The organism is Kribbella sp. NBC_01505 (assembly GCF_045040285.1).
In the GTDB taxonomy this organism is placed as follows: Bacteria; Actinomycetota; Actinomycetes; order Propionibacteriales; family Kribbellaceae; genus Kribbella.
In genome coordinates, this window is the sequence record NZ_CP109425.1 from 2,214,627 (window position 1) to 2,234,864 (window position 20,238).

The 20,238-nt window shown below is 68.8% G+C and carries 18 protein-coding genes; 9 read left to right on the forward strand and 9 right to left on the reverse strand.

Annotation, left to right across the window (positions count from 1 at the left end; translation table 11 throughout):
* Positions 1-91: 91 nt before the first annotated feature.
* Positions 92-424, forward strand: coding sequence for a PspC domain-containing protein (locus tag OG474_RS10280; RefSeq protein WP_405062022.1), 333 nt, complete (start codon positions 92-94; stop codon positions 422-424).
* A gap of 81 nt (positions 425-505) precedes the next feature.
* Positions 506-1,768 carry a M48 family metalloprotease gene (locus tag OG474_RS10285; RefSeq protein WP_405062023.1) on the forward strand — a complete coding sequence of 421 codons (1,263 nt, stop codon included), beginning with the start codon at positions 506-508 and terminating at the stop codon, positions 1,766-1,768.
* On the opposite strand, the gene OG474_RS10290 is transcribed toward OG474_RS10285, so the two are convergent.
* Positions 1,765-2,730, reverse strand: a complete 966-nt coding sequence (locus OG474_RS10290; RefSeq protein ID WP_405062024.1) for a glycerophosphodiester phosphodiesterase family protein — start codon at positions 2,728-2,730, stop codon at positions 1,765-1,767. The two genes, OG474_RS10285 and OG474_RS10290, sit on opposite strands and share 4 nt — an antisense overlap.
* A 130-nt stretch (positions 2,731-2,860) precedes the next feature.
* Between OG474_RS10290 and OG474_RS10295 the strand changes: the two genes are divergently transcribed.
* Complete coding sequence (locus tag OG474_RS10295; RefSeq protein ID WP_405062025.1) at positions 2,861-4,003, forward strand: DUF418 domain-containing protein; 1,143 nt, start codon at positions 2,861-2,863, stop codon at positions 4,001-4,003.
* Here OG474_RS10295 and OG474_RS10300 read toward each other — a convergent pair.
* Positions 3,938-4,567 carry a lysoplasmalogenase gene (locus OG474_RS10300; protein WP_405062026.1) on the reverse strand — a complete coding sequence of 210 codons (630 nt, stop codon included), beginning with the start codon at positions 4,565-4,567 and terminating at the stop codon, positions 3,938-3,940. The genes OG474_RS10295 and OG474_RS10300 overlap by 66 nt on opposite strands.
* Positions 4,568-4,644: 77 nt before the next feature.
* Between OG474_RS10300 and OG474_RS10305 the strand changes: the two genes are divergently transcribed.
* Both OG474_RS10305 and OG474_RS10310 read left to right on the forward strand, forming a co-directional pair.
* Entirely contained in the window at positions 4,645-6,381 is a 1,737-nt protein-coding gene (locus OG474_RS10305) for an ABC transporter ATP-binding protein (protein WP_405062027.1), read from the forward strand.
* Complete coding sequence (locus tag OG474_RS10310) at positions 6,378-8,114, forward strand: ABC transporter ATP-binding protein (RefSeq protein ID WP_405062028.1); 1,737 nt, start codon at positions 6,378-6,380, stop codon at positions 8,112-8,114. Before OG474_RS10305 ends, OG474_RS10310 begins: the two co-directional genes overlap by 4 nt.
* A 52-nt stretch (positions 8,115-8,166) precedes the next feature.
* On the opposite strand, the gene OG474_RS10315 is transcribed toward OG474_RS10310, so the two are convergent.
* A complete protein-coding gene (locus OG474_RS10315; RefSeq protein WP_405062029.1) occupies positions 8,167-8,709 on the reverse strand; it encodes an rRNA adenine N-6-methyltransferase family protein in 543 nt (180 codons plus the stop codon).
* A 61-nt stretch (positions 8,710-8,770) separates the two neighbouring features.
* Positions 8,771-9,955, reverse strand: coding sequence for a CapA family protein (locus OG474_RS10320; protein WP_405062030.1), 1,185 nt, complete (start codon positions 9,953-9,955; stop codon positions 8,771-8,773).
* Between the two features lie 125 nt (positions 9,956-10,080).
* Between OG474_RS10320 and map the strand changes: the two genes are divergently transcribed.
* Positions 10,081-10,848 (forward strand): type I methionyl aminopeptidase, encoded by a 768-nt coding sequence (map, locus tag OG474_RS10325; protein ID WP_405062031.1) that lies wholly within the window; start codon positions 10,081-10,083, stop codon positions 10,846-10,848.
* A 33-nt stretch (positions 10,849-10,881) separates the two neighbouring features.
* Here map and OG474_RS10330 read toward each other — a convergent pair whose 3' ends face one another.
* The 4 genes from OG474_RS10330 to OG474_RS10345 form a co-directional block, all read right to left on the reverse strand.
* A complete protein-coding gene (locus OG474_RS10330; protein WP_405062032.1) occupies positions 10,882-11,217 on the reverse strand; it encodes a YnfA family protein in 336 nt (111 codons plus the stop codon).
* 47 nt (positions 11,218-11,264) lie between these two features.
* Positions 11,265-11,813: a GNAT family N-acetyltransferase gene (locus OG474_RS10335; protein ID WP_405062033.1), complete on the reverse strand. Its 549-nt coding sequence runs from the start codon at positions 11,811-11,813 to the stop codon at positions 11,265-11,267.
* A 137-nt stretch (positions 11,814-11,950) separates the two neighbouring features.
* Positions 11,951-13,048: an Rv2578c family radical SAM protein gene (locus OG474_RS10340; RefSeq protein ID WP_405062034.1), complete on the reverse strand. Its 1,098-nt coding sequence runs from the start codon at positions 13,046-13,048 to the stop codon at positions 11,951-11,953.
* A 37-nt stretch (positions 13,049-13,085) separates the two neighbouring features.
* Positions 13,086-13,919, reverse strand: a complete 834-nt coding sequence (locus tag OG474_RS10345; protein WP_405062035.1) for an NAD(P)H-binding protein — start codon at positions 13,917-13,919, stop codon at positions 13,086-13,088.
* Between the two features lie 73 nt (positions 13,920-13,992).
* Here OG474_RS10345 and OG474_RS10350 point away from each other — a divergent pair, with 73 nt between their 5' ends.
* A complete protein-coding gene (locus OG474_RS10350) occupies positions 13,993-14,736 on the forward strand; it encodes a TetR/AcrR family transcriptional regulator (protein ID WP_405062036.1) in 744 nt (247 codons plus the stop codon).
* Here OG474_RS10350 and OG474_RS10355 read toward each other — a convergent pair.
* Positions 14,733-15,695: an endonuclease/exonuclease/phosphatase family protein gene (locus tag OG474_RS10355; protein ID WP_405062037.1), complete on the reverse strand. Its 963-nt coding sequence runs from the start codon at positions 15,693-15,695 to the stop codon at positions 14,733-14,735. The two genes, OG474_RS10350 and OG474_RS10355, sit on opposite strands and share 4 nt — an antisense overlap.
* Positions 15,696-15,775: 80 nt before the next feature.
* Here OG474_RS10355 and OG474_RS10360 point away from each other — a divergent pair, with 80 nt between their 5' ends.
* Together OG474_RS10360 and OG474_RS10365 are read left to right on the forward strand one after the other, a co-directional pair.
* Positions 15,776-17,545 carry an HSP90 family protein gene (locus OG474_RS10360; protein WP_405062038.1) on the forward strand — a complete coding sequence of 590 codons (1,770 nt, stop codon included), beginning with the start codon at positions 15,776-15,778 and terminating at the stop codon, positions 17,543-17,545.
* Positions 17,542-20,199: a hypothetical protein gene (locus tag OG474_RS10365; protein WP_405062039.1), complete on the forward strand. Its 2,658-nt coding sequence runs from the start codon at positions 17,542-17,544 to the stop codon at positions 20,197-20,199. Before OG474_RS10360 ends, OG474_RS10365 begins: the two co-directional genes overlap by 4 nt.
* Positions 20,200-20,238 lie beyond the last annotated feature (39 nt).

A 20,238-nucleotide genomic window follows, 5' to 3' on the forward strand; every position in this document is an offset into this window, starting at 1 on the left:
GGTCGGCACCATGGGTCCCCGGGGTCGGGTCAGGGGCCAGTCGGTACCGATCCTGATGTGGCGGAGGGCCTTCGGACGGGAGAGTAGAGCCATGACGAACTCCAACGCACCGTTCTCGAACCTGTCCGGCAAGGTCCTGCGTCGCTCCAGCTCCCAGCGGATGCTGTCCGGCGTCTCCGGCGGTATCGCCGAGTACCTCAACATCGACGTCACCCTGGTCCGCCTCGGCATCGTCGGCCTCACCATCATCACCGGCGGCACGGCCATCCTCGGCTACGCCATCGCGTGGATCGTGATTCCGGAGTCCGACGGCAAGGCCGTCTGGCAGACCGTCCAGCAGTCCACCAACCACCAGAGCCAGACCCCCGAGGGCGACATCGCCTCGCGCATCTACGACGACGCCCCCAAGCCCCCGGCCGCGTGATCTCCCAGCACGACCACTCCACACCCCCGGCGGGGTGAGCCACCCAGCCCACCCCGCCACCTGCACTGCCACACTTCTGCCGTGCAGAGCGTCGAAGAGACCACCACCTGTCCCGACTGCGGACATCGGATCCGTGTCGATCGGCGCTACGTGACCTGGTGCGAGAAATGCGACTGGAACGTCGACCCGACGCCGTTGCTCGACCCGACTCCCGCCTGGCGGCTCAGGCTCGAGCAACGGCTCGCCGACTCGCTCTACCGCGAGCTCGAGCAGGGTGCGATCCACCGCCCCGGCTGGGACGCCGCTCGCATCGGCGCCGGCCTGCTGTCGGTCCTGATCCTGCTGCTGCCACTGACGGCCTTCCTGACCGGCATCGCGCTCCTGCTCTTCTACCGGCCCCTGTGGTTCAGCGCCATCCTCGCGCTGCTCGCTCTGACGGTGGCCTTCCTCTTCCGACCGCGGCTCGGTCGGCTCTCGGATGACGCAGTCCTGCTGTACGCCGACGAGGCGCCGGTGCTCTTCGGCGTGCTCGACGAAATCGCCACCGCCGTCGGCACTCGCAAGGCGCACGCGGTTGCGGTCACGGCGGACGCCAACGTCGGCTACGGCCAGGTCGGTTGGCGATTCCGGCCGATCATCGTGCTGGGCATTCCTCTCTGGGCCGGTCTGCGCCCACAGGAGCGGGTGGCGATCCTGGCGCACGAGTTCGGCCATGGCCGGCACGGTGACCACCTCAGCTCCTGGCTGGTCTCGAGTGCGCAGCATGTCCTGTTCGGCCTGCGGATGACCTTCACCGAGGGCCACGTCGAGCGACACCGACGCGCGTGGGGCGTCGACGACGGGACCGGCGCCACTATGGCCGCCCGCGTGCTCAATGCGACCGTCGGCACTCTGGTCCGCGGTCTCAGTTGGGTACTGACTCGCCTGGAGCTCCGGAGCGGTCAGCGCGACGAGTACCTCGCCGATCGCAAGTCCGGTGAGATCGCCGGCTCGGAGGCTGCGGCACACGCGCTGGAACGGTCGCTGCTCGCGGACAGCTCGTACGACGCCATGGTCCGCGCACTCCGGTTCCCCACCGAGGTCGAGCCGCTGGAAGCCGTCCGGAGTGCGGTGACCGGCGTACCGGCGCGTGAGCTCGAGCGTCGGCTGCGGGCGAGCAGAATCCGCGAGACCCGGACAGATGCGACGCATCCCCCGACGTCGCTGCGAACCAAGCTGATCCGGACCAGGCCCGCCACATCGGCGCGGGTGGTCATGGGGATCGACCAGTCCACGAACATCGACCGGGAGCTCGCACCGGCGTCGGAGCAGGTGCTACGCGATCTGAAGGCGGAGTTGGGTTAGCCGGGGAGGGAGGCGGCTTTCAGGGTGGCGGCTGCTATGTCGGGGTGGTCGGCGAAGATGCCTTGGAGGCCTAGGGCGGCGAAGCGCGACAGCTCGGTGCGGAAGTCGGTGTTGGTGGGGAGGAAGCGGCGTTCGGCGCGGAAGGTCCAGGCTTGGACGCCGAGGCCGGCGCGGTGGGCCTGGTCGACCAGGCGGGTGGGTTCGCCCAGTGCGCCGCTGGGGGTGCGTGGGATGACCAGGTCCTTGTGCGGGGCCAGGATCTGCGCGTACGTCGAGATCTCGCGCAGGCCGGCCGGAGCGAGCAGGTCGGCGAACGTGCGGCCGTCGCCGACGCGGAGGAAGTCGTACGGCGAGCTCTCGGAGTCGACGAGCTGGACCAGCGGGACCCGGGTCATCACGGCCAGCCGGCGCAGACTGGTCGGCTCGAAGGACTGGATCATGATCTCGTCCTCGCGCAGACCCAGTGCGAGGATGCGCTCGGTCAGGAGCTCCTCCAGTGGCAGACCGAGCCGGCGGAAGTACGTCGGGTGCTTGATCTCGGGGATCACCCCGATCGTCCGACCGAGGCGCAGTGACTCCTGCCGGGCCAGTGCCACCACGTCGTCGAACGTGGGGATCTGTTCGGTGCAGTCGTACGCCGTGTTCGCCGATCGCAGCCCGGGCATCCGCTCACGGGCCCGCAGCATCCGCAGTTCGGCGTAGCTGAAGTCCTCGGCGAACCAGCCGGTCACGGCCTCGCCGTCGACGATCTTCGTGATCCGCCGGTCCGCGAAGACCGGGTGGTCCGCGACATCCGTCGTACCGGAGATCTCGTTCTCGTGCCGGCAGACCAGCACGCCGTCCAGCGTGGCGACCAGGTCCGGCTCGAGGTAGTCGGCCCCTTGGGCCGCAGCCAGGCGGTAGGCCGCCGGCGTGTGTTCCGGACGGTACCCACTCGCTCCCCGATGCGCGATGACCAGCATGGTTCCAGGACAGGCGGCCGACATGGCCCGCCGGGAACTCGTTGCCCAACGCAAGGTGAAGCTCTTCGGATGGACTAGGAGATACCTAAGTAGTACCCACCGTCACCGGCGCACGCCTACGCTCTCAGCCATGACCGGCCCGACAGCAATCAAGGACCGCGCCCTGGGCCCGGATCTGGCCCGGGGACTGCTCCTGCTGTTCATCGCGCTGGCCAACACACACGGCTTCCTGCACCCGTCCGGTGCCGGGGACATCCGTGCGATGCCGATCCCCACCACACTGCCGGACCGGATCGTCGCGTTCCTGGAGACCACTCTGGTCGACGGACGCTCGTACACGATGTTCGCCGCACTCTTCGGCTACGGCATGGTGCAGATCGCCCGGCGCCAGTCCGGCGAGTGGAAGGACACCCGCAAGCTGCTCCGCCGCCGGGCGCGGTGGCTGGTGCTGCTCGGACTGCTGCACGCGGTGCTGCTCTACTACGGCGACATCCTCACCGCCTACGGCCTCATCGCGCTGGTGCTGGTCTCGGCCATCCGCTGGAGCGATGCCCGCCTGCTCGTCTCCGCGGCAGTCCTCGCACTGTTCGGCTCCTGGGCGTTCGCCTTCCTCTCCACTCCTAACGCTCCGGACGCTGCCGCGGAGATGTACCCCTGGGCTCTGGAGCACAACCCACTGCTTGGCATGGCCGGCCGTGCCTTCGCCATCTCGATCAGCGCCCCCGTGCTGACGGTCACCGCAGCCGGTGCGTTCCTGTTCGGTATCTGGGCCGCACGTCGTGGTCTGTACGAACACCCGGAGCAGCATCAGCAGACGCTGCGCCGGATGGTGGCTATCGGCATACCGCTCGCGTTCCTCGGCGGAGTCCCGCTCTACACCTCAGGCCTGCTGCACGCCACCGACGCCAACGTCATCCCGGCGGGCGGTCTGCACGCTCTGACCGGCTTCGCGGGTGGTCCGGCGTACGCCGCGCTGATCGCGCTCTGGTCCGTCCGAGTACGACGGACTCCGCTGATCACTGCGATCCAGGCGACCGGGCAGCGCTCGCTGACTTGCTATCTGACGCAGTCCGTCGTCTGGACGATCATGTTCGCGCCGTTCCTGCTCGACCTGGGCCACAGCATGAAGCTGTGGCAGTCAGTCATCCTCGCCGTCGCCACCTGGGCCTTCACTGTCTTCCTGGCCGACCTGATGCGTCGACGCGGTCTACGCGGCCCGTTCGAGGTCCTGCTCCGCCGATTGACCTACCGCCAGCAGACTGCTCGCCAATAAGTACTGAGCCGCGCAGTACGTCGCCATCACCAGATACGGCCGCGCACCGAACTCATGGTCGGCCAGCCCCACCCCGATGAGCGCATCGGACAGCAGAAACACCGCACCGCCGATCCCGGACCGCCAACCGTTCCAGGCACTCGTGACAGCGGTGGTCGTCAGCAGCAGCGAGTAGGCGATCACCGGAACCCGGACATCCCCCAGCCCCGGCCAGAGCAGCGCCAAGACCACCACCCAGATCACCCCGTACGCCGTGACCACCACCAGCGATCGCCGCTTCGTACGCCGGGTGAACAGCAGCACGTAGCAGACGTGGGCGACGCCGAACGCCGCCATACCCGGCACCAGGTGGTCGATCTGCAGCAGGAAGTCGCCGACGAGTGACGCGGCCAGCCCGACCAGCAGCATGACCGGGCCGCCCCGCAAGCGGACCCAGATGGCCAGCGCCGGCATCAGGAGGACCTTCGTGATCCCCTCCGACCAAGGCTCGTCGACCGCGATCGTGACCAGGTGCAGGAGGGCGATCACGGCGTACGCGACGGGCCGGCCCGATCCTCGCTTCATGCCTAGATCATGGTCCATCCCAGGTGCGAGTAATTCGCATGCAAGTTGTCGGTGGGCACGCCTAGCCTGGTGGGACCATGCGAAATCTCCCTCTCGCCGATCCCGGCGTCCCCGATGACCGCTCGCCGGCCCGCTACCTGTTGTGGGTCGCGCGAGGGCAGGCCCGCACGCTCGCGGGCGGGATGTCGTTCGGGATCCTGTGGATGGCGTCGCAGGCGTTCATCCCGGCGGTCCTGGGGAAGGCGATCGACGAGGGCGTCGCGGCGAAGGACTGGGACAAACTGCTGCAGTGGACCACGGTCCTGTTCGCGATCGGTCTGCTGCAGGCGCTGGCCGGCATCATGCGGCACCGGTTCGCGGTGACGAACTGGCTGATGGCGGCGTACCGGACGGTCCAGGTGATCACCCGGAAGTCCGCCGACCTCGGCGCGACGCTGCCGAAGCACCTCGCGACCGGCGAGGTGGTCAGCGTCGGTGCGAGCGACCTGGCCTCGATCGGGACACTGATGGAGGTGTCGGCGCGGTTCGCCGGTGCGATCGTGGCGTTCGCCGTGGTCGCGGCGATCCTGCTGTCGACGTCGACCGTGCTCGGCCTGGTCGTGCTGATCGGCGTGCCGGTGATGCTGTTCTGCCTCGGCCCGATGCTCCGGCCGCTGCACCGGCGGCAGTCCGCCCAGCGCGAGGCGGTCGGTGAGCTGAACTCGCTGGGTTCGGACATCGTGGCCGGTCTGCGCGTGCTGCGTGGGATCGGCGGCGAGGATTCCTTCTCCCAGCGATACCGGCGCGAGTCGCAGCAGGTCCGCCAGGCCGGCGTCCGGGTCGCCCGGATCCAGTCCGTGCTGGACGCGGCCCAGGTGCTGCTGCCGGGCACGTTTGTGGTGCTCGTAGTCGGCATCGGCGCGCACTTCGCGCTAGGCGGTGAGCTGAGCGCCGGTTCGCTGGTCGCGTTCTACGGCTATGCGACTTTCCTGGTGCTGCCGCTGCGGACCGTGACCGACTTCGTCAACCAACTGATGCGCGGTCTGGTCGCAGGCGCGCGGGTGATCCGGGTCGTGTCGCTGCGCCCGGAGATCACCGACCCGGCTGAGGCCGTGCGGCTGCCGGAGCGGGGTGACCTGGTCGACCCGGTCTCCGGAGTCCGCGCTCGGGACGGCCTGCTGACCGCCATCGTCGCCGCTGAGGCAGACGTGTACGGCGAGCTCGCCGACCGCCTGGGCCGGTATGACATCTCCAGCGAGGTCCGGTTCGGCGGAGTGACCCTGGCCAGTGCGACCCGGGCGGACGTCCGGGAGCGGATCCTGGTCAGTGACTCCGGTTCCCAGTTGTTCACCGGCATCCTGCGCACCGAGCTGGACCCGACAGGCCGCCGTACCGAGGAGGAGTTGCTCGCGGCGATCCGGACTGCCTCGGCCGACGACGTACTGGTCGCCCTCGCGGACGGGCTCGACTCCGAGGTGGAGGAGAAGGGCCGGTCGTTCTCCGGCGGTCAGCGGCAGCGCCTGGTGCTGGTGCGCGCACTGCTGGCGGATCCGTCGGTGCTGGTCCTGGTCGAGCCGACCTCCGCTGTCGATGCCCACACCGAGGCGCGGATCGCGGACCGGCTCCGCGATCACCGAGCCAGCCGCAGCACCGTCGTGCTGACCGCCAGCCCACTGCTGCTGGACCGGGTCGACGAGGTCATCTTCGTCGCCGCCGGCCGAGTGGTTGCCACTGGCAAGCACCGTGACCTGCTCGACCGCGAGCCGCGGTACCGCCGGACGGTCACCCGAGAGACCGAACAGGAAGAGCTGGAGCAGGAAGGAGCGCACCGATGAGGCAGATCCTGCCGGTCGCGGACAGCGCCGAGATCCGTCGGCATGCCCGTCGGCTCGTTCTTCAGCATCCCCGGGCGCTGCTGATCGCGCTCGGGCTGCATGCGCTCGCCGCGGTCTCCGGGCTGGCCGCGCCACGCCTGATCGGCGACCTGGTCCAGGACGTCCAGAACGGTACGACGGCGACCAAGGTCAATCTGGTCATCGGGGTGATCGCGGCGTTCGTCGTCGTGCAATCGCTGCTGACCCGCTGGGCCCGCTATCGCTCGTTCGCCCTCGGTGAGCAGGTGCTGGCGGAGCTCCGCGAGGACTTCGTCGACAACGCGCTGGCGCTGCCGATCGGCACGGTCGAGCGGGCCGGGACGGGCGATCTGCTCTCCCGCACGTCCCGCGACGTCGACACCTTGTCGCGGACCGTGCGCTTCGCCGTGCCCGAGACGATCATCGCGGTCGTCACCGTCATCTTCTCGCTGACGGCGACCCTGCTGGTGGGCGTCTGGGTCCTCGTCCCGCTGGTCGCGATGGTGCCACTGCTCTGGCTGAGCACCCGGTGGTATCTGCGCCGCGCGAAAGACGGCTACCTGCGGGAGAACGCGGCGTACGCACAAATGACCAGCTCACTCGCCGAGACGGTCGAGGGCGCGCGCACGATCGAGGCCCTGCGCCGGTACGACGATCGCGTCCGGCGCGGCGATGAGGACGCGCGCGGTTCGTATCTCGCCGAGCGATACACGCTGGGTCTGCGGACACTGTGGTTCCCGGCCGTCGAGGTCGGGTATCTGGTGCCGATCGTGGGCACACTGCTGTTCGGAGGCTGGCTGAGCATCAACGGACACGTCACGCTCGGAGCGGTGACCGCCGGTGTCCTCTATGTGAACCAGCTGATCGACCCCGTCGACCGACTGCTCCAGTGGGTGGACGAGCTGCAGTCCGGTGGCGCGGCCTTCGCCCGCCTGCTCGGCATCAGCGACGTACCGGACGACCGGACGCCGTCCGGACGCGCACCGGAGGGTGAGCTGATCGAGGCGAAGGACGTCCGGTTCTCGTACGTCGACGGTCGCGATGTGCTGCATGGCGTGGAGCTGACCGTGCAGCCAGGTGAGCGGATCGCCATGGTGGGTCCGTCCGGTGCCGGGAAGTCCACACTGGGCCGTTTGGTCGCCGGAATCCACCCACCGCGGACAGGCTCCGTCACGGTCGGCGGTGTTGGCATGACTGAGCTATCGCTCGACGAGCTGCGCAGACAGGTCGCACTGGTGACCCAGGAGCACCACGTCTTCGTTGGCACGCTGCGCGACAACCTGTCGATGGCACGCCCAACAGCGACCGACGACGAGCTGTACGACGCACTCGCCGCGGTCGATGCCCGTGAGTGGGCAGAGGCGTTGCCTGAGCGACTGGACACGCGCGTCGGGTCCGGCCAGCTCGCACTGACGCCCGCGCAGGCTCAGCAGCTGGCACTGGCTCGGTTGGTGCTCGCCGATCCGCACACCCTGGTCCTGGACGAGGCGACCTCGCTGATCGACCCGCGAGCCGCCCGGCACATGGAGCGCTCGCTGGCCGCGGTCCTCGAAGACCGCACGGTGATCGCGATCGCGCACCGGCTCTACACAGCGCATGACGCCGACCGGGTAGCGGTCGTGGAGGACGGGCGGATCACCGAGCTCGGCAGCCACGACGAGCTGGTCGAGCGCCAGGGTTCGTACGCCAAGCTCTGGAAGTCCTGGCACGGCTGACAAAGCGAACGCCCCGCACAGTCACCTCTGACTGTGCGGGGCGTTCGTCCTCTCAGCGTTTGCGCAGCAGCAGGACTGCGGAGTCGACATGTGGAGGTGGGGTAAAGGCCTTGCGGGGAAGTCGTAGCCCGAGAGACGGCTCGTAGTGCCGAAGCCAGCGCTGCGCGCCCGGTGCGTCGCCGCGGACATAGCGGTTGACCACCTGCCGTTGCAACACCAGATCCGCCGAGACCAGCCGCGATCCCGGTGCCAGCAAACGTTTCAGCAACGCGGTCGACACCGTGTAGGGCGGACTCGACACCACCCGGAACGGGCGCGACGGCAACCGCAGGTCACCGGCATCGGCACGAACCACCGTCACCGGCGCGTCCGCGAACCGCCGGCGCAACCGATCCGCACGCCCCGGATGCAGCTCGACGGCGACCACCTGGGCTCCGGCCCGGACCAGCGGTGCGGTCAGCGCACCCAGCCCGGCTCCGACGTCGAGAATCAGCTCGCCAGGCCTGACCCCGGCAGCGTCCACTACTCGTTGAGCCCACCGGCTATCGAGTGGATGCCATCCCCAGGCACCCCGCGCCTGCCCGGAGCCGGGCACGACGCACCATCACGAAGTAGGTAATCATGGCGTCGACCCTAGACCGCCGTACTGCGAGTGCTCAAAGCATTTTCGGGCTCGCCCCCAGCGACCGGACGGTCTCGTCGGTACGCCGTTGCGCCAGCTCCAACCGGGTCCGTTCGGCCGCGGGCAGGTTCACCTTCGCGAGCTCCCGCCGTACGTCGAGAACTCGGACCGGAAGCGCGTCCGTCATCAGCAACGGTGCGTACCCGGCGTCGGCGGTGGTCCACTTGTCCCCGTTCCGCGTGAAGCTGAAGCGGACCAGCAGCCCCTCGGCGCGGGTGCTGTCGGGCTGGCGGTGCGCCGCGACCAGGTTGCCGAGGCCGTAGGCCACCCACTTGCCGTCGTGCTGCTCCATCGGCTGGACGACGTGCGCGTGGTGCCCGATCAGAAGATCGATGTTGCTGTCGGCAAGCAGTTGCGGCGCGAGCTCGCGCTGCTGGTCGTTGAGCTGCGCCGAGTACTCGGTCCCCCAGTGGCAGCTGACGATGACGATCTCGGCGCCGCGATCCCGAGCCTCCTTGGCCATCCGGCTGACCGCGGCCGCCTCGAGCATGCCGGCCCGCCAGGTCTGGCCGTTCGGGTACGGCAGGCCGTTGAAGCCGAACGTGTACGAGAGCGACGCGATCTTCACGCCCTTGACGTCGACGATCGTGGGGGTCTCGGCCTCCTTGCGGTTGCGTGCCGTGCCAGAGGTCCGCAGCCCTGCCTTCTCCAGCACGGTCAGCGTTCGGTCGACCCCGGCGGCACCACCGTCGAAGCTGTGATTGCTGGCCGTCGTGCACAGACCGTAGCCGGTCTGCTTGAGCGCGGTCGCGATCTGTGGCGGGCCTTCGAACAACGGGTAGCCCTTGTACGGGCCGCCCAGCGGCGCCAGCGGCGTCTCGAGATGGGCGATCGCCAGGTCGGCCCCGATCACGCGCGGCTGGACGCCGGCCAGCAACGGGGCGAAATCCCAGGCACCGCCGGTACCGTCGCGGCGAGCCGTGGTCCACAACCGCTCGTGCAGGAGAACGTCGCCCGTGGCAACGATCGAGATCCGGTGCGGGCGCGGCCGACCCTCGGGGCGATTGTCCGTCGTCGACGGTGTCCCCGGCTCGCTGGTCGATCCGTCGTTCGACGGCCTTCCGCCGGTGCCCGGATCGGTGTCCGCACAACCACCGACGACGGTTGCCCCAGCTCCCGCCAGCAAAGCGCCCAGCACCGCGCGCCGTCGTACCGCCATCACAGCCCCCAAGATTCAGTGTCTATCGCTCCTCGGACGACCTGGCGCGCCTTTGAGTTGGGTCGGTGATCAGATCGTGCCCTTCCAGGTACGGTTGCTGGGCCAAGAGATGGAGGACGTGGGCGATGGTTGAGCTGAAGACACCGGCGGAGATCGAGGCGATGCGTGCGGCCGGTCGGGTCGTCGGCACCGCGCTGGCCGCCGTGAAGAAAGAAGCCGCGGTCGGGGTCTCGCTGCGCGAGCTCGACGAGGTCGCCCGCGAGGTGCTCCGCGCGGCCGGCGCCGTGTCGCTCTTCGAGGGCTACCAGCCCGGCTTCGCGACCAGTCCGTTCTCCGGCGTGATCTGTACGTCGGTGAACGACGCGGTCCTGCACGGACTCCCGTCGGACCTCAAGCTCGCCGACGGCGACCTGCTGAACGTCGACTGCGGTGCCTCGGTCGATGGCTGGTGCGGTGACGCGGCAACCAGCTTCTGCGTCGGTACGCCGCGCCCGGAGGACCTCGAACTGATCGAGATCACCGAGCGGGCCCTGGCCGCCGGAATCGCGACCGCCCTCGCCGGCAATCGGCTCGGCGACGTCGGCGCCGCGATCGGCCGGATCGGCAAGGACGCCGGCGTCGGCACCAACCTCGACTTCGGCGGCCACGGCATCGGCCGCCGCATGCACGAGGAACCCCACGTCCCGAACGGCGGCCGCCCCGGCCGCGGCTTCAAACTCCAGGTCGGCCACACCTTCGCCATCGAACCCTGGTTCTGGTCCGGCCCCGGCAACACCTACGTCATCGACCCCGACGGCTGGACCCTCCGCTCCGCCGACGGCACCCGAGGCGTCCACGCCGAACACACCATCGCCATCACCGCCTCCGGTCCCGAGATCCTCACCCTCCCCTGATCGGCGTTCTCCTCTGCGGGTAGTCGGCTGCGCTCAAGCACTCCGCGGGGCATACATGATCACGACGACCCCGATCAGGCAGATCGCGGCGCCGGCCAGGTCCCACCGGTCGGGGCGGAACCCGTCGACGAGCATGCCCCAGGCCAGGGAGCCGGCGACGAAGATACCGCCGTACGCGGCCAGGATGCGGCCGAAGTTCGGGTCGGGCTGGAAGGTGGCCACGAAACCATAGGCGCCGAGGGCAAGTATCCCGCCGGCGATCCACAACAGGCCGCGATGCTCGCGCCAGCCCTGCCAGACCAGCCAGGCGCCACCGATCTCGGCGATGGCGGCCACTACGAACAGCGCGATGGACTTGACGATCGTCATGGGTCAGAAGGTATCGAGCGGCTTGCTGGGAGCAGGGCTGGTGCCCTCTATAGACCTAGGGCGGGGAGGTCGGGCCAGACGTAGACGGACTCGGGGAAGGTCTGGTCCTCGTCAAGGTTCGAGCGGCTGCCGATCAGCACGGCACCGAGGGATTCGTAGAAGGCCCGGGCCGGTGCGTTGGCGGTGAGCACGCCCACCAGCAGGCGGCTGATCCCCTCGCCGGCCAGGTGACGGGAGAAGTCGCCGATCAGCAGGCGGCCGATTCCCTCCCGCTGGCGGGACGGATCGACGTAAAGGGCCCAGCATTCGGCCGTCGGGACCTCGCTCCGGGCGGTGTCATCGTCCACCCAGGGATGCGGCGGGCCGACCATCGCGAGCCCGACCACCTCGCCGCCGCTGGACGCGACCGAGATGTACTCGCCGGGCGTGGGCGCGGCCAAGTCCCGTCGCCACGCGGCGGCTGACGACTCGTACGTCCTGGACTGCAGCACGTTCTCCGGGACCTGCCCCCGGTGCCCGGCCTGGAACGAGTCGACGAACACCCGGCCCATCGCGTCGGCATCACCCACCTGCGCCGGCCTGACGATCACCGTCATGGATTGCTCACCCTTACCGTCCTGCCGAAGATCTCCAGCTCGATAGCTTCTATGGCCGCCATGTCGCGACCGTATCCCCCGGCACCGCCCAAAACCCCGAATTGAGCCCGATCGGGCAAGGGGCTCGGGTGGTGGGGTTAGAACAGGGGGTCTTGGGCGGGGGTTTGGGTGCGGGTAGGTGGGCGGGAGCGTTGGTTTGGGTCGGCGGTTTCGCCCCAGCCGGAGGCTGAGGTGGGGCCGGCGGCGTCGACTACGCCGTACGGGTTGTTGGTGGAGCGGTGGCGGGAGCGGCGGCCGAAGCCGTGTTTTTCGAGGAGGGGGCGGACCTTCTGCTCGAAGGCGGTGCGGTAGCTGGGGGCGGCGTTCGAGCCGCGGGCGTAGAGGGATTCGTAGCGGCCGACCAACTCGGGGTGATCGTGGGCGAGCCATTGCATGAACCAGTCCTTCACGCCGGGGCGGAGGTGCAGGACGAGTGTGGTGACTCCGGTTGCACCGGCGGCTGCGAGCTCACCGAAGAGGTGGTCGAGCTGGTCGGCCGAGTCGGTTAGCCAGGGCAGCACCGGCGCGACCATGACCCCACACGGCAGCCCTACCTCACTCACCGAACGAATGAGCTCGAGCCGACCACGCACAGACGGTACGCCGGGCTCGAGCCGCCGCCGCAACTCCTCGTCCCCGAGCGCCAGCGACACCCCGATCCCGACCGGCACCTCGGCTGCCGCAGCCACCAACAACTCGAGGTCACGACGCAGCAGCGTCCCCTTGGTGAGCACCGACAGCGGTGTGCCCGAGGAGGCCAGTGCGCCGATGATCCCCGGCATCAACTGATACCGCCCCTCGGCCCGCTGGTACGGATCGGTATTGGTGCCCAAGGCAACCTGTTCGTGCCCCCAGGACGGCCGCGCCAGCTCCCGCCGCAACACGTCGGCCACGTTCGTCTTCACGACGATCTGCCGATCGAAGTCGAGCCCTTGATCGAGCTCGAGATACTTGTGCGTCGGCCGGGCGAAGCAGTACCGGCAGGCATGCGTGCAGCCGCGATACGGATTGACCGTCCAGTTGAACGGCAACCCACCACCGGGCACCGAATTCAGCGCCGACCGCGCGACCACCTCATGGAAAGTCACCCCGCGAAACTCCGGCGTCGTCACCGACCGCACCAGGCCCGCGATCGATCCGAGCCCCGGCAACGCCCCGGGGGCCTCCGCGTCGAGTTGCTGACCGGCCCATCTCATGCACCACAGTCGAACACATGTTCTACCGCGAAGCAAGTCAGCTGAAGACCGCCGCGTTCCGCACCGCCCAATCCCGGTACGGCGTCGCCGGCCGACCGGTCAGTTCGGCGACCGTCGCCTCCGGCGTCATCGGATGCTCGGCCATCATCCGGAACCCGTCCAGCAACCATTGCGCGGTCTCGAGCCCGATCACCGGCGCCAACTGATCGAGATACTCCTGCGGCGCCAGCTCCTCGAACTTCACCGGCCGACCGATCGCGGCCGCGATGTGCTCGACCTCCTGGGGTTGCGTGAGCGCCTCCGGCCCACTCATCACCAGCTTCTGGCCAGTGAAGCTCTCATCCAGCAGCACGACTCGAGCCACGGCGGCGATATCAACCAGATCGATCGGCGTCTGCACCGCATCGGCGTACGGCGCTCGCACGACTCCCTCCGCCTTGATCGACGGGGCCCAGTCGAGCGTGTTGTTCATGAACTGCCCAGGCCGCAGGAAGGTCCACTCGAAACCGGCCTCCTCGATCGCCCGCTCCAACCGGTAGTAGTGCCAGCTCTCCGGATCCCCCTGCGCCTCATAGTCGGCCGGCTCCCCCGAGAGCACGACAACTCGCCGTACGCCGGCCTCGCGCGCACACCGCACGAAGTCATCCACGTACGCCGGGAGCGGCGCCAGGTAGACCATGTCGATCCCCTGGAGTGCCGCAGGCAGCGACTCCGGCCGACCGAGGTACCCCTGCGCGACCTCAACACCCGCCGGGAGCGCAGCCCGGGCCGGCTTGTTCGTCAGCGCCCGCACCGGCGCACCAGCAGCCACCAACTCGTCCACCAGGAGCCGTCCGACGCTCGCCGTCGCGCCGGTCACCAAGATCGTCACATCGTTCCCCTCACACTCGGAGCAATTCTCGTAGGGTATACGAGAATTCAAATCAGCGCCTATGGTTGCCTCTGTGACGGTCGATCGCACGCTTGCGCTGCTCTGGCGCAACCACCGCCCGCTCCCGGCCGCGGCCAAGGGCGCCGGCCGGCGTCCGTCGCTGGATGTGAACGAGGTGATCGCCACCGGGATCCGGCTGGCCGACAGCGACGGCCTGGCCGCAGCCTCCATGGGCGGCGTGGCCAAAGAGCTCGGCGTCGGCACCATGACGCTCTACACCTATGTCCCGTCCAAGGACGAGCTCCTGGAGCTCATGGTCGACCAGGTGCTCGGTGAACGAGAGCTCCCCGGCCCCGGTGATCCCCGTCCGGCCGACTGGCGCGCTCAGGTCGAGATCTACTCCAGCCAGACCCAGCTGATGTTCCGTCGGCACCCCTGGCTGTCACAGGTCTCCCCCATCCGCCCACCCGCCGGACCGGGGCTGCTGGCAGGCCGCGAGTACCTGCTCTCCGTCGTGAGCACTCTGAACCTCACACCGCGCGATACGAACACCGCTGCGCTGGCCATCTCGACGTACGTCGACTCTGCGGCCAGTCTGGAGGCGGAGAGCCAGCTGATCGAGCGCGCCAGCGGTCAGAGCCACGACTCGTGGTGGATCGACCGCTCCGACCTGTGGGAGACGTACTTCGATGTCGAGCGGCACCCGGCGATGACAGCGATCTGGAACGCCGGTGGCTTCACCGCAGGCTCGAACGAGGTCGCCGCGGAGTCGTACCGCTACGGCCTCGACCGTCTGCTCGACGGCATCGGCTCCTAGATATCCAGTGCGATCCAGGCCGGGTCATGGTCGGTACCGTCCCGCGCCAGCTTCTTCCGCCGGCCGATGAACGCACCCTGCAGCCGCGGCACCAGCGCCGGCGACAGCCAGATCTGGTCGATCAGATCGAACGACCGTGGCTGCCGTGCGGCCTTGAACGTCGACGTCCACGCCGGACTGGCCGGCAGCTCGACTGTGGTCTTCACAGCGCCGATCTCGGTCGGTGCGGTGAGCGCGTTGACCAGTCCCGACCGTGCGTACGCCGCGAGCGCGGGTGAGTCCGGAGTGTCGTTCATGTCCCCACACAGCAGGTACCGCTGCCGGCTGCTCATCCGGGCCGCCATGATCCGCACGATGGTGTCGGCCTGCCGGGTGCGCAGCAGCTCTGCCTCGGCCGCGGCCTCCACCGGGTTCTCCACGGTGAAGTCGACGAACTTCGACTTCAGGTGCGTCCCGAACACCGTCAGCGCCTTGCGCCCGCGCGCGTCCAGGATCTCCACCTCGACCAGGTCGCGCGAGAAGATCGGCCTGCTCGGCACGTCCGGATGGAACGTCCGCTGGTAGCTCGTCACACCGCCGATCGGCCGCCGGGACAGGATCCCGATGTCGATGAACCGGGTCGCGTCGTTGCCGTCGATCACCATCACGTGCTGGTACGCGCCGTTCAGATGCTCCCGGTTGAACTCCCGCAGCACGTCGACGTTCTCGACCTCCTGCACCACCCAGACGTCCACATCGGCCGTCAGCAGCCGTTCGGCCACCCGGTCGGTGTCCTCCGGCTTCTTGGACACCAGCAGCTTCCCGTGGCCGTCCAGTTGCAGCCGGCGACGATGCTCGTCGTCGAACGTGTAGGTGGCCGGCACCGTGCTGCTGCCCTGTGCCAGTACGTCGAGCGCGCCGGTGAAGTTCCAGCGGTCGAACAGGTTGTTGAGATTGAAGGTCCCCACCGTCAAGGCCATAACGTCCTCCCCCGGACAATCTCAAAAGTACGGCGCGAACTGCCGATTGGGTAGGTTGGCGGCGAACAAGGGGGTTTGGGGTGAGTGAGAACTTCCAGGTCGACCTCCAAGGCATCGTCGACCTGCTGAGCAACCATCTGTACAGCAGCCCGCGGGTTTACCTGCGGGAGCTGTTGCAGAACGCCGTGGACGCGATCACGGCGCGTCAAGCCGGCGAGGCGGAGGCACCGCGGCGGATCGACGTCCAGGTGACGGACGGTGTCCTGAGCATCGCCGACACCGGCATCGGCCTGCTGCCGGAGCAGGTGCGCGAACTGCTGGCCACCATCGGCCGTAGCTCGAAGCGGGACGAGATCGGGTTCGCCCGCTCGGAGTTCCTCGGGCAGTTCGGCATCGGACTGCTCTCGGCCTTCATGGTCGCCGACGAGATCGAGGTCGTCACCCAGCCGTCCGGTGGCCCGGCCACGCGCTGGATCGGTACGGCGGACGGCCGCTACGAGCTCGCAGCCACGGCGGACCGCTCCGAGACCGGTACGACGGTGACGCTGAAGGCTCGGCGTGGTGCCGAGCAGTGGTACAAACACGCCACTGTGGTCGAGCTGATCCGACTGTTCGGCGCATTGCTGCCGATCGAGATCCGGGTCAACGGTGAGCAGGTGACCGACGGCAAGGCGCCCTGGGAGAACACCGGTGCGCTGCAGCGGGCCGAGCTGGTCGGCTATGCGCAGGACAAGCTCGGTTTCACCCCGTTCGACGTGATCCACCTGAACAATCCGGCCACCGGGCTCACCGGTGTGGCGTTCGTGCTGCCGTTCGCCGCGAACCCTGCCGAGCGCGCGACCCATCGCGTGTACCTGAAGCGGATGCTGCTCGCGGAGAACGTCGAGGGCCTGCTGCCGGACTGGGCGTTCTTCGTCCGAGCGGTCATCGACACCTCCGAGCTGCGCCCCACGGCCAGCCGGGAGGCGCTGTTCGACGACGGCACCCTGGAGGCCACCCGGGACGCGCTGGGCGACCAGCTGCGCGGCTGGCTGGTCCGGCTCGGCAACACCGACCCCGGCAAGCTGGACCGGTTCCTCGGCATCCATCAGCTGGGTGTGAAGGCGCTGGCGCTGCACGACGACGAGATGCTTCAGCTCGTCCACCGCTGGCTGCGGTTCGAGACCAACCACGGCCGGATGACCACTGCTGAGCTGCAGCAGCGCACCAGCCAGATCCGGTACGTCACCACGGTCGAAGAGTTCCGTCAGCTCGCAGCGGTCGCGGCCGCGCAGCAGATCACCGTGGTGAACGGCGGCTACACCTACGACAGCGAGCTGCTCGCTCGGCTTCCGGAGGTGGTCCCTGGCCTGAGCACCAGCCGGTTCGACCCGACCGAGCTGAGCACTAGCTTCGACAGCCTGGACCCGGACACCGAGCTGCGGCTGCGGCCGTTCGTCCAGCTGGCACAGGACGCACTGGACCCGGTCGGCTGTGAGGTGGTCCTCCGGGCCTTCGAGCCGGCCGGACTGCCCGCGCTCTATCTCGTCGACCGGTCAGCGCAGTTCGCCAGCGAGCTCCGCGCTACCAAGGACCGAGCCGACGCGCTCTGGTCCGAGGTGCTCGGTGCACTCGACACCCAGGACGACAGTCGCCCACAGCTCGTCCTGAACTACCGCAGCCCGCTGGTACGGCGGATGGCGTCACTCAACGATCCTGAGCTGACCCAACTCGCGGTGGAAGGGTTGTACGGGCACGCGTTGATGCTCGGCTACCACCCGATCACCCCTGCGGACTCCGCTCTTGTGAACCGCTCTTTCCTCGGCCTGCTCGACCAGGCCGTCCCCACGCCGAAGGACCCGACGCCATGAACTCGGAACTCATCGACCTGCTCCAGCGCGCCGAGGGTGCGCCGTACGGGAAAGTCCGGTCCGCTCTGCTCGAGGACGTCGTCCGGCGAGCTGACGCGGCGGGTGAATCAGACCTGGCGTTCTACAGCCGCCTGTCCCTCGTCACGGCGTACGTGATGGGTGGCGAGCCGCGGAAGTCACTGGTTCCGTTCGCTCGCTGCGTGGCGGACTGGGACGCGGAGCCGGACAAGTATCGCGAGTACTCACACCTGTTCCACTGGTGCTACAAGTACGTGCCCAGCACCCTCAGCAAGTTCCCCGAGGTGCCGCTGGATCGCGCGTACGCCGTACTGGACGATATGGAGCAGCGGTGGCGGCTCAGCGGGCACAGCATGCACGCCGTCCACCAGCACCGCTGGCTGGTCGCGCACCACATCGGCGACACGGAGACCGCGGCCGAGCAGTTCCGCCTGTGGTCGACCGCACCACGTGACGATCTTTCGGACTGCGTCGGCTGCGACCCGACGTCGAAGGTGCACCACCTGACGTCAGTCGGCCGTACGGCGGACGCCGTGGCGCTGGCCGTGAACGTGCTGGACGGTCAGCTCACCTGCGCCGAACAGCCTCAGCAGATGCTCACCGCACTCCTCCCGGCTTATGTTGCCGAAGGCATGTATGACGAGGCGGTCGACGCGCACCGCAAGGCTTACCGCCTGCTGCGGAACCGGGTCGGTGAGCTGAGCGAGCACGCGGACCACGTCGAGTTCCTGGCCCGGACCGGTAACGAGCTCAAGGCGATCGAGCTGATCGAGCGGCACGCAGCCGAGCTGGCCGACCCGCCCTCGCCGTACGCGGAGATGGCATTCTCGGCCTCCGCCTCACTGGCGCTGAGCCGGGTGGACAGCGACCTGCAGATCCGGCAGCCGCAGGCGGACGCTGTGCCTGCCGGTGCGCTGACCGAGCGGTATGCGGCTCGTGCACTGGAGCTGGCGGCACAGTTCGATGCCCGTAACGGCACTACGCATCGCAGCGAGCAGATCCAGCAGGTGCTGACGGCTGAGCCCTGGGTCGAGTACCTGCCGCTGTCGGAGACTGCCCGGCGCGCTCAGCTGCGCAAGGAGGCCCAGACCGCTCAACCCGAGCAGGTCGAGCAGCCGGTCGTGCGTCCCCCGGCGTCTGGTCGTGAGTGGCTCGACCGGGCCGAGGAAGCCTGGCGGAGCTTCGCCGGTGCAGAGGCCACGGCCGCCTGGGAGGCATTCGAGCGCGAGGTACCGGAGAGCGAGTGGACCACGCTCGACCGCGCGCGGCTGCTGGACGGTCGCGGTCTGGTCGGTGCGGACGACCCGCAAGTGGCGCTGACCGCCTGGAGTGAGTCGCTGGCACTCTACGACGAGATCGGCGACGAGGTCCGGATGCTGCGTGCCCGGGCCCGCATCGGCCGGATGCTGTGTGAGCAGGGCCAGCTGGACGAAGGCCTGGCCACCGGTGAGGAGCCGCTGCGTTGGCTCATCGCGAACGACGAGCCGGACCGCCAGGCCGCCTGGCGGGACTCACTGGGCATCATTTACGCGCAGTCAGGTCGGTTCACCGATGCCATCGAGGTTCTGACCGGGCCCGGGAAGGCCCACACTCGTCCTGAGCACACAGCTAGCACTGCGATCCTGCTGTCCAACCTGCTGATGCAGGAGCAGCGTTTCGAGGAGGCGGACGCGGCACTGGTCGTCGCCTTCGACTCGCCGCAGGATACTCAGCGGTCGTTCGCGCACCACCTGCGCGGACGCAGCAGGCTGGAGCTGGAGCGTCCCGCCGAAGCCGCCGAGGACCTGATCGAAGCGGTCGCCCTCGCAGCCGGCGTACCGGGTCTGGAAGGGCACATCGCCTACTCGCAGCTGATGCTGGCCCGCGCCTACCTGCTGACCGGCCGGCCGCTGGAGGCTGCGGAATCTGCCGAAGAGTCGCTGTCGGTGCTGACCGACGACGCGCTGGCAGACGCCCGCGGCGTACTGATCGACTCCTACCGGATGCTCGGTGAGAACGAGTCAGCGCTCACCAAGGTCCGTGAGCTGCTGGCCGACGTCCCTGCGGACGCACACCCGGGCTGGCTGGGCACGCTGCGCCAGGACGAGGGCATCCTGCTCGAGCAGCTCGACCGTGACGAGGAGGCGGTCGACGTCTTCCTCGCCGCCGCCCAGCACTTCGCCACTGCCGAGTCAGCACTCTCGCAGGTCCAAGCCATTCGGCTGGCCGCACAGTCCGCCCGCTACACCGGCGACAACGAGCGGGCTGTCGAGCTGGTCAGCTCGGTCCAGCCGATCCTCGAAGCACTGCCGTCCGCGGACCAGGACGTCATCTTCCAGACTGCGGGCGTCTACTGGGACCTGGCGCTGATCCACCTTCAGCACGGCGACCGCACCGCCGCGGTCGCCCACGCCGACGAGGCCGCCGACCTCTACGAACGAGGCGGCTACGAGGACCAGTACCTGAACGCCCAGCTCCTGCTGGCCGAACACGGCACCGAGGACGAGAAGGCCCTCGACGACCTGTTCAACTCCCTGACCCCCGAGACCGACCTCTGGTACCGCACCGGCTACCTGCTGGTCGACCGCCTCCGCGGCGTCGGCAACCCAGATGCCGCCGCCGCGCTGGAGACCCGCCTCAACAGCAGCAACTCCTGATCACCCACGCTTGAAACGGCCCCGCCGCCTTCGATGCGG